This window comes from Microbacterium sp. Se63.02b (assembly GCF_014171575.1).
GTDB lineage: Bacteria > Actinomycetota > Actinomycetes > Actinomycetales > Microbacteriaceae > Microbacterium.
The window spans coordinates 215,694-227,729 of record NZ_CP050453.1 but is presented as its reverse complement, the minus strand read 5'-3'; the positions used below and the strand labels follow the sequence as shown (position 1 = coordinate 227,729).

The window sequence follows — 12,036 nt, the reverse complement described above, 5'->3', positions numbered from 1 at the left end:
GCGGTTGCATTACTCTTGCGAATCATGAGCACGACGACGTTCGCCCTGCACGCCCATCCCGACCGCACCGCGATGGGCGCCGCCGCCGCGCGATCGGCGGCGCGAACGCTGCGCGAAGCCGTGGCCGCCCGCGGCTCCGCACGGATGATCGCGGCAGCCGCCCCGAGCCAGCTCGACGTGTACCGCGCCCTCGCCGCGGAACCGGATGTGCCCTGGGACCGCGTCACGATCCTGCACATGGACGAGTACCTCGATCTGGACCCCGCGGCGCCGCAGCGCTTCGGCACCTGGCTCCGCACGCACCTGGTCGACATCGTGCACCCCGCCGCCTTCCACCCCATCCGCACCGAGCTCGGCACGCGGGCCGCGACCGACGAGTACACCGCCCTGCTCGAAGAAGGACCCATCGACCTCGTGAGCCTCGGTATCGGCGTCAACGGCCACATCGCATTCAACGACCCGCCCGATGCCGACCTGAGCGACCCGTGCCCGGTGCGCACGGTGCAGCTCGACCTCGCCAGCCGTGTGCAGCAGGTCGACGACGAGTGCTTCGATACGCTCGACGCCGTGCCCACCCACGCGCTGACGCTGACGATCCCGGCACTCATGAGCGGAGCCCACCTCGTGTGCGCCGTTCCGGATGCCCGAAAGGCCGAGGCGGTACGGGCGCTGGTCGAAGAGCCGATCAGTTCGCACTGGCCGTGCACCGTGCTGCGGCGTCACCCGCGTTGCGAGGTGCACGTCGACCGCGACGCGGCATCGCTGCTGCATCCGCTCCCGCGCGACCGCGCAGGCGGCGCGATGACGGCCCAGACGCTGCAGGGGCGGAACGCGCTCGGCGCCGGAGGGCTGGAGGTCGTCGTCGAGCACGGCCGGATCAGCGCGCTCACGGCGATCCCCGATCCCGGTGACGGGTCGCCGTGGATCGGCCCTGGACTCGTGGATCTGCAGGTCAACGGACACCTCGACGGCGACGCCAACGCCGCGGATCCTTCGCCCGAGCACGTCGCCGCGATGGCGCGCTCGCTCGCAGAGCACGGCGTCACCCGGTTCCTCCCGACCGTGATCACCGCATCTCCCGCCGACATGATCGCGCGAATCCGGGCGATCGACGAGGCCGTGCGGGCGTCGACCGCGACCTCACGAGCCGTCGCCGGCATCCACGTCGAAGGGCCGAGCCTGTCGGACCAGGACGGGCCTCGCGGCGTGCACCCGCTCGCGCACATCCGCCCACCGGAGATCGCCGAGCTGCAGTCCTGGCTCGACGCCGCACCGGGGCTCCTGCGCGTGGTGACCCTCTCCCCACCACCCCGGCTCCGCCGAGGCCACACGCTTCCTCGTCGCGCACGGCGTACGGGTCGCGGTCGGACACGCACGCGACGGATGCCGAGATCGCCGCGGTGGTCGACGCCGGCGCCACGCTCTCCACGCACCTCGGCAACGGCGCGCACGCCGTGCTCCCCGGCACCCGAACTATCTCTGGGCGCAGCTCGCGGAGCCCCGGCTCGCGGCCGGGGTCATCGCCGACGGCCATCATCTGCCCGACAGCACGCTCGCGACCATGATCGCCGCGAAGCGCGACCACGGCATCTTCCTCGTCAGCGACGCCGTCGCCACTCCTGCGGCCCTGACCGAGGGCGGGCTGTCGACGGTCGGCGGAGGCGTGCACCTCGCCGACGACGGCGCACTGCGTCACGTGTCCACCGGATTCCTCGCCGGCTCCGTCCAGACGCTCGATGTCGGTGTCGCCACCGTCGCGCGTCTCACCGGATCTCTCGCGACCGCGGTGCGGCTCGCGAGCACGGCCCCCCGCCGCCGTCCTCGACGACGGCCCGCACTGGACCCCGGGAGCGCGCGCCGACGTGCTGGTGTTCGACTGGGCCCCCGGCGACCCCGCGATCACTCCGCGCGAGGTCCTCATCGCCGGAGACACCGCGACCGACCTGACCGCCGCCGACACGACCGCCGCCGCAGGAGGCCGCCGATGACCATCGACAAGGCCGAGGTGATCGTCACCAGCCCCGACCGGAACTTCGTCACCCTGAAGATCACGACCGCCGACGGCGTGACGGGGTTGGGTGATGCCACTCTCAACGGACGTGAGCTCGCCGTGGTGGCGTATCTGACGGAGCACGTGGTGCCGCTGCTGATCGGCGCCGACGAGTCCCGCATCGAGGACACGTGGCAGTTCCTGTATCGCGGCGCGTACTGGCGTCGCGGGCCCGTGACGATGGCGGCGATCGCCGCGGTCGACATGGCGCTGTGGGACATCAAGGGCAAGGTCGCGGGGATGCCGGTGTACCAGCTGCTCGGCGGCGCGAGCCGGAACGGACTGATGGCCTACGGGCACGCCTCGGGCAAGGAGCTGCCCGAGCTGTTCGACTCGATCCGCGCGCACCAGGAACAGGGGTACAAGGCGATCCGGGTGCAGACCGGTGTGCCGACGCTCAAGGCCATCTACGGCATCGCCGCCCAGGGCGCGGATGTCGGCGACGCGAACGTGCGCTACGACCACGAACCCGCCCGCCGCGGCGCGAAGCCGGTCGAAGAGGATTGGGACACCCGTGCCTATCTCACGCACCTGCCCGGGGTGTTCGAGGCGGTGCGCAACGAGTTCGGCCCCGACATCCCGCTCCTGCACGACGGCCACCACCGGATGACGCCGATCCAGGCCGCGCGGCTGGGCAAGGACCTCGAGCCGTACGACCTGTTCTGGCTCGAGGACTGCACCCCGGCCGAGAACCAGGAAGCCCTGCGGCTCGTACGCCAGCACACCACCACCCCGCTCGCCATCGGGGAGATCTTCAACACGGTGTGGGACTTCAAGGACATCATCCGCGACCAGCTCATCGACTACGTGCGCGGCGCCGTCACCCACATGGGCGGCATCAGCGCGTTGAAGAAGACACTCGACTACGCGGCGCTGTACCAGATCAAGTCGGGCATGCACGGGCCGACCGACATCTCCCCGGTCGGCATGGCCGCCGCGATGCACCTGGGTCTGTCGATCCACAACTTCGGCATCCAGGAGTACATGAAGCACGGGTCACGCACCGACCAGGTCTTCCAGCAGTCGTTCACCTGGACCGACGGCTACCTGCACCCCGGTGACAGGCCCGGTCTCGGAGTGGAGCTCGACGTCGACGAGGCAGGGAAGTACCCGTACGAGCAGGCGTACCTCCCGTACAACCGCCTCCTCGACGGCACCGTCCACGACTGGTGAGAGCGGGATCGACGGAGGGTTGGACTCCCCTCGGGAGCGCGGTGCCCGCGCAGTAGGCTGAACCCATCATGGACGAGTTCATCCGGGGCCTCGGCACCTTCGCGCAGAACTACTGGTGGCTCATCTTCCCCGTCATGGGGATGGCCGGCGGTGCGGCGAAGGCATGGGAGCGCAGTTCCAAGCGCCGTCACGAGCGCCGCCTGGAGACCCTTCGCATGAAAGCGCAACTGAAGACCGCCGAGATCGAGGCGCGCGCACTCACCCAGCAGTCCAAGCGGCGCGGCCCCTCGGTCGTCGACACCACGGCATCCGTCGTCCCGAACGACCTCGTCGCACGACTCTTCGCCGAGCACGACGAGATCACCGCCCGCTGGCTCGACTACGAGCTCGACGTCGCGAAACTGATCGCCTTCCCCGCCATGAGCGACGGACGCCAGCCGTTGACCGCCGCGTTCCTGCGCGCCAAGAAGACCGCAGACGCCCTGCGCCCGGCATCCGCGGACGCGAAGGTGTCGGAGCAGCAGATCACCGAGTACCTGCAGGCCGTGGGCGACTACGCGGTCGCGTTCGAGATCGCGGAGAAGGACGCCAGGCGCCTGCGCGACTCGACCTTCACGGGCCCCGAGCGCAAACGACTCGAACGGGCGCAGCAGCTGCTCAAGGTCGCGGTCGACGAGTCGGCGACACAGGCGGAGCGCAACGTCGCCTACAAGAGGGTGCGCGAAGAACTCGACGGGCTCATCCTGCTCTCCGATGCCGCCGTCACCGTGCTCGAGAAGCAGGTCGCGCGGGAGCTGCCGGCGCAGGGCACCGCGACTCCCGCAGCCGACGCCGAGCCCGCTCCTGCCGCGGAGACCGCTCCCGCCCCCGAGCCCGAGCCGATGCCGATCGTCCACCCGCTGCGCCCCGCACCGCCGCGCATGCAGCCCCGCGAAGAAGCATGACGCCGGACAACGTCACCGGTCCGGTCGCGCATCACGCCGAAGGACCCGTGTGGTGGCCGGGGTGGGGTGGACTCCGCTGGGTCGACGGCGAGGCCGGAGACCTGCTCGCGCTGCGCCCCGACGGCGTGACCAGGCAGCACATCGACGACGAGTACCTGGCTTTCGCCCGGCCCCGCACCGGCGGCGGCCTCGTGGCTGTCGGCGCGCGCACCGTGTATCTGGCCGACGACGTCGACGGCGAGACCCATGCCGTCGCGACGCTGTTCGAGGACCCCCTGGTGCGCATGAACGACGGATGCTGCGACCCTCGCGGCCGCCTCCTCGCGGGATCGATGGCCTACGACGCGACTCCGGATGCGGGGAGCGTGCTGCGGATGGGTCCCGAACTGGAGGTCTCGACCGTGCTGCCGCGGGCGACCGTGTCGAACGGGATCGGCTTCGCTCCCGACGGCCGACGCGCCTATTACGTCGACACCATGACCCACCGCGTCGACGTGTTCGACGTCGTGGAGGGCGACCTCCGCGGCCGCCGGTCGTTCGCCGTGATCCCGGAAGAGCAGGGACTCCCGGACGGCCTCACCGTCGCCGCCGACGGCAGCGTCTGGGTCGCACTGTGGGGTGGCGGCGCCGTGCACGGATACGACGCATCGGGTCGGCAGATCGCGGCCATCGAGCTCCCGGTACCCCAGGTGTCGGCGTGCACGTTCGGCGACGACGACCTCGGCACGCTCTACATCACCACCTCGGCACAGGGTCTGCCCGCCGACCACGGCACGGAGGCCGGATCGGTGTTCGCCGTGCGGCCAGGAGCACGCGGCCTCCCGGTCACCCCGTTCGCCGGCTGACGCTACCGGGTCTTCGCGCCGCACGACTCACGGCCGGAACAGGCGATCGCGCCAGAACAGGCCGTTTCGCAGCGATGTTGCCTGATCTCGCAGGAATGCCTGAGCCGGCGCGCCACGAGCCCCGACGGCCTCTGCCCGGGACACGGTGCACTCAGCACAAGGAACCGTGCCCCGGACACAGGCCGCCGGGTGGAAGCGGTCAGCGCGCCGCGGCGAACGCGGGGTTGACGATCGGCACCGACTCGCCGGCGAGGTAGCGGATGATGTTGTCGGCCGCGTGCACCGGCAGATCCGCCAGCGCTTCGGGCGAGTACCAGGCGGCATGGGGCGTGAGGAGCACCTGGTCGAGGTCGCGCAGCGGGGAATCGGCGGCGAGCGGCTCCCCGCGAACACGTCGAGGGCGGCAGCACCCACGTGTCCGGCATGCAGCGACGCGGCGAGAGCGTCCTCGTCGATCAGCGGCCCACGGCAGGTGTTCACGACGACGGCGCCCTGCTTCATGGTCGCGAGCGCCTCGGCGTCGATGAGGTGCCTGGTGGCGTCGGTGAGCGGAACGTGGAGCGTCAGGATGTCGGCGCGCGCCACGGCATCCGCGATCTCGACGGGCTCGCATCCTGCCGCACGCACGGCGTCGGGGAGGCGTACGGGTCGGCGACGACGACGCGGAAGCCCAGGGCGCGACAGCCACGGGCCACGATCGAGCCGATGCGGCCGAACCCGAGCACCGAGACGGTGGTCGTCGAGGGGCGCACCGCCATCGGGCGCGCATCGACGGCCTTCCACGTGCCTCCGCGCACCGCACGGTCGTAGGCGGGGAGGCCGCGGGCCTGGGTCATGATCATGGCGATCGTGTGGGCGGCGACCTCTTCGATGCAGTAGCTCGGGGTGTTCGCGACGGCGATGCCGCGAGCGGTCGCCGCCTCGACGTCGACCATGTCGTAGCCGATGCCGACGCGGCTGATGATGCGGAGATTCGGCATCCGATCCATCACCTCGCCGGTGATCTGCGCCCACTGGACGACGAGCCCCTGGGCGTCGGCTCCGCGGGCGGCGATGTCGTCCACGCTGCCGGATGCCGCGCGCTCGGCGCGGAGTCCCGCCTGTCGGAGGGTGTCTTCGATGACGGTTCCTGGCAGGTCGCAGTCGCTGACGAGGATGAAGGGCTCGGTCATGAGAGCGATGCTATAGCATCTAGCAAATGCGTGTACAGCACGGGAATCTTGCTATAGCATCGAGCACATGACTCGCCGCGCACTGATCACGGGTGCCAGTTCCGGTATAGGAACCGCCGCCGCCCTCGACCTCGCCCGCGAGGGCGTCTCCCTCTGGATCACGTACACGGGGCGCGAGGCCGAAGCCGCCCGCGTCGCCGAGGAGTGCCGCGAAGCCAGGTCGCCCGAGGTGCACGTCTCCCGCCTCGATCTGCGCGAGCGCGCGTCGATCGACGCCCTGATCGGCGAGATCACGGCCACCTGGGGTTCGCTGCACGTGCTGGTCAACAACGGCGGCGTGTGCCCGTACACCCCGTACGACGACATCGATTTCGACGAGTGGGACATGGTCCTCGAGACCAACGCCCGTGGCACCTTCTTCCTCACCCGGGGCGCACTCCCCCTGCTTCGGGCCGCCGACGGCGATCGCTCCGTGATCAACATCGCCTCGATCGCCGGTCAGGTCGGCGCGCTGCAGACCGGCATCCACTACGCCGCGAGCAAGGGGGCGATCCTCGCGATCACGCGCAGCTTCGCACGCCACCTCGCCGCGGAGGGCATCCGCGTCAACGCCGTCACCCCCGGTCCGGTCGCGAGTGCCATCACCGACCAGCTGCAGGGCGAGGGTCGCGCGAAGCTCGAGGCCGGGATCCCGCTCGGGGCGTTCGGCCAACCGGCGGACGTCGCCTGGATCATCGCATCGCTCGCCTCGGAGCGCGCGCGCTTCATCACCGGAGCGACGTACGACGTCAACGGAGGAGTTCGCATTGACTGACCGCACCGTCCTCCACCGCACCGCTCTCGAGACCGTGCAGGCGCAGCTCGACGCCTTCAACGAGCACGACCTCGACGCCTTCGTCGCGACCTACGCGGACGATGCCGTGATCACCGGCGTCGCACCCGAGCCCGTGGTCGGGTCGGCCGCGATCCGCGCGTTCTACGAGCCGCGGCTGCAGAACCCCGAGTTGTCGTGCGTCATCGAGACGAGTGTGCTCTTCGGCGCACGGTGGGTCGTCGCGCAGGAGCAGGTCATCAACGCGGGTGTCGCCACCGAGACCATCGCGACATTCGACGTCGTGGACGGCCTGATCGCGCGCGCCTCCATGCTCAAGGCCTGAGCCGAGATCGGGAAGCCCCCCACTTCGGAGCCCCGCACTTCGGAGGAGATCCGCGCTTCGGAGGCGGCTCCGGCGCGATACAACCTCCCTACGGCGAATCTCCTCCGCAAACACGCGGCGGCCGCCCCGCGAAGCACCCACACCTCACCGCCGCACCCACACCACGCCCAGACCCCGAGTGGCACACCCCCGCACTTCGGAGGAGATCCGCGCTTCGGAGGATCCCCTGGCGGGAAAACACCCTCCCTACGGCAGATCTCCTCCGCAACGCGGCAGCCCCTGAAGCTCACTCGTGCTCGGGAAGGAGAGGCGACGACCACCCGGGGTCGCGCCCGAGCTGAGCCGCACGCGACACGGAGGTCGCGCCGTAGCGGTCGCGCAGGGTGTCGAGGACGGTGTCGAGGCGCGCCTCATCACCCCAGTCGATCGGCAATTCGGGCTGCACGTTCCCGACGCGGTCGAGCTGCGTCAGTGAGAAGCCGATCAGAGTGATGCCGCGCGCGGCGATTTCGGGCTGCGCGGCGTCGAGCAGGCCACGCGCCACGGTGAGCACGACGGCGGTGCGGTCGGTCGGCGCTCGAAGCGTGCGCGAGCGGGTGGCCTTCGTGAAGTCGCCGAAACGCAGACGCAGCACGACCGTGCGGCAGACGCGACCACCGTCGCGGAGACGTCGAGCGAGCCGGTCGACGATCTGCGTGAGGATGAGGTCGAGTTCCTCTGCCGAGCGGATACGGCTGCCGAGCGCGCGCTGCGAGCCGATGGATCCGCGTCGCCGGGTGGTGTCGACCGGCCGCGGATCCCGCAGCCGGGCAAGGGCGTGCACGTGGGCGCCCGTCGCCTTGCCCAGCATCCGCTCGGCGGTCGCGGCCTCGAGCTCGGCGAGTTCCCCACTGTGCGGATGCCGTAGCGATGCAGCTTCTCGGCCGTCACCGCGCCCACGCCCCAGAGCCGTTCGACGGGGAGGGGAAGGAGGAACTGCTCCTCACGGTCGGGCTCGACGACCAGGAGTCCGTCGGGTTTGCTCACCGCGCTGGCGACCTTGGCGAGGAACTTGGTGCGAGCGACCCCGACCGAGATGGCCAGCCCGGCCTCCGCCCGCACGCGCTCGCGCAGTCGCACCGCGATCTCTTCCGGGGTTCCGGCGATCCGCCGCAGACCTCCGACCTCGAGGAAGGCCTCGTCGATCGAGAGCCCTTCGACGAGTGGCGTCGTGTCGCGGAAGATCGCGAACACGTCTTTGCTTGCGGCCGAGTAGGCCTCCATCCGCGGCGGGACGACGATCGCATCGGGGCACAGCTCCCGCGCCTGTCGACCGCCCATCGCCGTGCGGACTCCGCGCGCCTTCGCCTCGTAGCTCGCGGCGAGCACGACGCCACCGCCCACGATGACCGGTCGACCGCGCAGCTCGGGAGCGTCACGCTGCTCGACCGACGCGTAGAACGCATCGAGGTCGGCGTGCAGCACCGTGGCCTCCCCACGCATCCGTTCTCCCGTCGACGTGCGGATCGTCGCACGGACCGGGGACATCGACATCCGCCGAGCTACGGGGCGACGCGGTGTCCGTGACCGCAGGTATGGTCGGCGCGTGCCGGAACCGGTGATGCAGTGGTGGGCGCGACGGCAGTTCTCCCACGGTCGCGCCGTTCCGTATGACGTGGGCACGTATCGTGCGGGCTGGGCGGCGTACCCGGAGCTGATCCGCCAATACCACCCGGAGCTGAACCACGGGATCGCTCTGTCGCAGGTCCCGCTCGCGGCCGACGTCCTGCTGTGCTGGGAGTGCCCGCTCGGGCACCGATTCGCCGCCACCCCCACGGAGCAGCGCGAACGCCCTGGTCAGGTGCGCCGCCGCTCGGCGTGGTGTCCGGACTGCTCCGCGCTCGCCCGCCCCCAACCGGTCGTGCTCGGCGAAGCACGCGCGCTCCCGCGCAAGCCCCGTCGCCCTGCGCCGGAGCTGTGCACCAAGACCCCCGCCCTGCCCACCGGGACCGCGTTCGTGAGCGCGTGCGCGCCGCGCCCCGCCTCAGCGGCGGAAGGCCGACTCCGGGCCGCCCTCGCGACGCGGATCGAGTTCGACCCGGCCGTGAACGCGGTGAAGGTGTCTCGACCGTTCTTCCGCCACACCGAGGTGTGGCCCGACATCGTGTTTCCGGAGCTCAGGGTGGCTCTCGAGTACGACACGGTCGGCCGCCATGGCCTGGAGCACGTCGGCAAGCGGCAGGACGCGGATCTGCGAAAGGACCGCGCGCTCCGCGCCGCCGGGTGGGAGGTCATCCGCGTCCGCACAGGGAAGCTCGAACCTCTCGGTCCTCACGACCTGGTGCTCTCCTCGACCGGCGCAGCGAGCATCACGCGCATCATCGAGGAGCTGCGCACCATCCGCGGCGCCCTCCTCGTCGACGCGTATCTGCGGTGAGACCTGCTCCGGAGTGAGCCGCGTTCGGGAGGGGAACCTCGTTCGGGAGGACGTATTCGGGCCAGGCATCCTCCGCAACGAGGATCTCCTCCCGAGCGAGCACTTCCTCCCGGGTAACGCCCCCGCGGTGAGCCGTGTTCGGGAGGAGAACCGCGTTCGGGAGGACGTATTCGGGCCAGGCATCCTCCGCACCGAGGATCTCCTCCCGAGCGAAACCTCCTCCCGAGCGAGACCTCCTCCCGAGTGAGACCTCCTCCCGAGGACCTCCTCCCGAGGGCTCCCGAGAGCCGCGGCAGGTCTCAGTCGGGCTTCTTCGCGAGGGGCACGCCGTAGTCGACCATGAACCCGCCGTCGACGTAGAGCGTCTGGCCGTTCATGTAGCGCGACTGGTCGGAGACGAGGAAGCTCACGGCGGCGGCGATCTCACTCGCCTCGGCCAGGCGCTTCGCGGGGATGCGGGAGAGGATCGTGTCGAGGCTGAGGGTTCCGGCCTCGACACCCTGGCGGAAGACGCCCGTATCGACGTAGCCGGGTGCGACCGCATTGACGCGCACGCCGCGGGACGCCCACTCCGCACCTGCCGTCGAGGTCAGTCCGATCACGGCGGCCTTGGTCGTGGCATACGGTGCCCGCCCCGCGGAGCCGCGGGAGGAGATGGAGGAGATGTTCACGATGCGGCCCTCGCCGCGCTCCAGCATCCGCTTGCCCGCCGCCTGCAGCGCTGCGAACACCCCGTGCAGGTTCACATCGACGACGGCCGACCACTCGTCCCACGTGAGGTCTTCGATGCCGCGGTGGCGCTGGATGCCGGCGTTGTTGACGAGCACCTCGATCGGGCCGAGCTCCGCCTCGATCTCGCCGAACACCCGGTCGACGCCGGCATGGTCGGTCACGTCGAGCTCGCGCCACAGGATGCCGGCGGAGTTGTCACCCACGGTGAGTCCCGGCACGCGGTCGGCGGCGACGACGAGGTAGCCGTCGGCGGCGAGACGCTGACCGATCTCCCAGCCGATGCCGGCCGATCCTCCGGTGACGATGGCGACGGGGCGCTGCACGGTCATGTCTCTCCTCATTTGCGGTGATTTGCTATAGCAAGTGTACCGGTCGAGTTCAGCCGGCGAGCAGGGCGGACACCAGCGACACCGCATGCTCCTCGAGCAGCTCCAGCGCACCGGGCGCGAGCGGGGTCTGCCACGCCTGATACGCGCCGCGGTCGAAGGCGTCGCGCGTGGGCAGGTAGACGAACCCGGGGCCGTTCGTCAGGTTCATCACCACGATCGGCGTCTCGGGGAACCGCGCTCGGAGCGTGGTCTGCAGGCGGGAGTATGCCTCGCCGGGGTGACCGACGATCACCGCGTCGCCGAGCCGCCAGGCCCACACGGGGTGCTGCACGGTCGGACCGTCGATGTATCCGTCGCGGAGGTTGCGGGCGCGGCCGAGGCGCTCTTCCCGGGAGCGGGGGTCGATGTCCTTCCACTCCTCGGCGAGTTCATCGAGCGTCGGCAGGTCGCGCAGCGGCAGGTCCACGGATGACACCGATCCTCCGGCGCCCTCCCCACCCGAGGCGGCATGTCCGGCCCAGATCGCGAGCGGAGCGCCCGATTCCACGACACCCTCCAACGTCAGCTCCGCACCGGGTACGGGCAGGGCGTCGAGCGCGGCGAGCACCGCGTGACCGAGCGAGCGTCCGTGGCGATCGGCCACCTCGACGTCGCCGGTGTACTGCTCGCGCGGGGCCAGTTCGCCCGAGGCCCCCTGCACGAACAGGCACGGCGACCCGGTGGCGGCTTCGACGATCTCGCGCATCGCCCCGACGTAGTCCGGCGACACCTCGCGACTCTGCCAAGCGAGCGTGGTCGGGTGGCACGCGTAGTTGACGAGCGTTCCCCGCACAGCGCCGTCGACGCTGAGACGGCCGATCGTGACGGTGTCGTCCGCCGTCGCTGCGGGGTTGTACCCCACCAGCGCCCGTCCGTCGACGTCGAGCTCACGGTCGGCGGCGAGCGTGCAGGTGCCCGTCGTCCATTCGATGAGTCCGGGCACCGCACCGTCGAGCGCCTCGCGGCCCGCGGCGACACCTGCGGCGGCCAGGGCCTCGAGGTATCCGGGGATGAGCTCCCCGCCCGGCAGGTGCGCGTCGGCCGCGCAGAGCACGGCACCCGCGTGCGTGTGTGAGCGAGAGCATCAGCTGGTCGGGTTCGAGCCCGAGCCCTGACAGGATCGCTCCGCGCACACCCTGCTCATCGGCGACACGACGCCACCACGTGCCGTCGACCGCG

At 70.8% G+C, this 12,036-nt stretch carries 10 protein-coding genes and 2 pseudogenes; 7 read left to right on the top strand and 5 right to left on the bottom strand.

Annotated features, from left to right (window positions below; all coding sequences use genetic code 11):
- The first annotated feature begins 24 nt into the window (after positions 1-24).
- The 4 genes from G4G29_RS01130 (at position 25) to G4G29_RS01115 (ending at position 5,012) form a co-directional block, all read left to right on the top strand.
- Positions 25-1,947 (top strand): 6-phosphogluconolactonase, encoded by a 1,923-nt coding sequence (locus tag G4G29_RS01130; RefSeq protein ID WP_183151544.1) that lies wholly within the window; start codon positions 25-27, stop codon positions 1,945-1,947.
- 37 nt (positions 1,948-1,984) lie between these two features.
- Positions 1,985-3,223: a D-mannonate dehydratase ManD gene (gene manD / locus G4G29_RS01125; RefSeq protein WP_183151543.1), complete on the top strand. Its 1,239-nt coding sequence runs from the start codon at positions 1,985-1,987 to the stop codon at positions 3,221-3,223.
- A gap of 68 nt (positions 3,224-3,291) precedes the next feature.
- Positions 3,292-4,167, top strand: coding sequence for a hypothetical protein (locus tag G4G29_RS01120; protein WP_183151542.1), 876 nt, complete (start codon positions 3,292-3,294; stop codon positions 4,165-4,167).
- On the top strand, positions 4,164-5,012 hold the full coding sequence (locus tag G4G29_RS01115) for an SMP-30/gluconolactonase/LRE family protein (RefSeq protein WP_183151541.1): 849 nt from the start codon (positions 4,164-4,166) through the stop codon (positions 5,010-5,012). The genes G4G29_RS01120 and G4G29_RS01115 overlap by 4 nt, the downstream gene beginning before the upstream one ends.
- 199 nt (positions 5,013-5,211) lie before the next feature.
- On the opposite strand, the gene G4G29_RS20990 is transcribed toward G4G29_RS01115, so the two are convergent.
- Both G4G29_RS20990 and G4G29_RS01110 read right to left on the bottom strand, forming a co-directional pair.
- Positions 5,212-5,352, bottom strand: coding sequence for a hypothetical protein (locus G4G29_RS20990; RefSeq protein WP_244632671.1), 141 nt, complete (start codon positions 5,350-5,352; stop codon positions 5,212-5,214).
- Positions 5,353-5,444: 92 nt separating this feature from the next.
- A pseudogene (locus tag G4G29_RS01110) lies at positions 5,445-6,184 on the bottom strand (NAD(P)-dependent oxidoreductase); the annotation flags it as partial.
- A 67-nt stretch (positions 6,185-6,251) separates the two neighbouring features.
- On the opposite strand from G4G29_RS01110, the gene G4G29_RS01105 reads away from it, so the two are divergent.
- Positions 6,252-6,998 (top strand): SDR family oxidoreductase, encoded by a 747-nt coding sequence (locus G4G29_RS01105; RefSeq protein WP_183151540.1) that lies wholly within the window; start codon positions 6,252-6,254, stop codon positions 6,996-6,998.
- Positions 6,991-7,341, top strand: coding sequence for a nuclear transport factor 2 family protein (locus tag G4G29_RS01100; RefSeq protein ID WP_183151539.1), 351 nt, complete (start codon positions 6,991-6,993; stop codon positions 7,339-7,341). The genes G4G29_RS01105 and G4G29_RS01100 overlap by 8 nt, the downstream gene beginning before the upstream one ends.
- A gap of 286 nt (positions 7,342-7,627) precedes the next feature.
- Here the strand turns inward: G4G29_RS01100 and dinB are convergent.
- Positions 7,628-8,823: pseudogene (gene dinB, locus G4G29_RS01095) on the bottom strand (DNA polymerase IV).
- Between the two features lie 118 nt (positions 8,824-8,941).
- Here dinB and G4G29_RS01090 point away from each other — a divergent pair.
- Positions 8,942-9,757, top strand: a complete 816-nt coding sequence (locus G4G29_RS01090) for a zinc-ribbon domain-containing protein (RefSeq protein ID WP_183152722.1) — start codon at positions 8,942-8,944, stop codon at positions 9,755-9,757.
- 299 nt (positions 9,758-10,056) lie between these two features.
- Here the strand turns inward: G4G29_RS01090 and G4G29_RS01085 are convergent, their stop codons facing one another.
- Together G4G29_RS01085 and G4G29_RS01080 are read right to left on the bottom strand one after the other, a co-directional pair.
- Positions 10,057-10,818: an SDR family oxidoreductase gene (locus G4G29_RS01085; RefSeq protein ID WP_183151538.1), complete on the bottom strand. Its 762-nt coding sequence runs from the start codon at positions 10,816-10,818 to the stop codon at positions 10,057-10,059.
- Positions 10,819-10,867: 49 nt separating this feature from the next.
- Positions 10,868-11,911 (bottom strand): hypothetical protein, encoded by a 1,044-nt coding sequence (locus G4G29_RS01080; RefSeq protein ID WP_183151537.1) that lies wholly within the window; start codon positions 11,909-11,911, stop codon positions 10,868-10,870.
- Positions 11,912-12,036 lie beyond the last annotated feature (125 nt).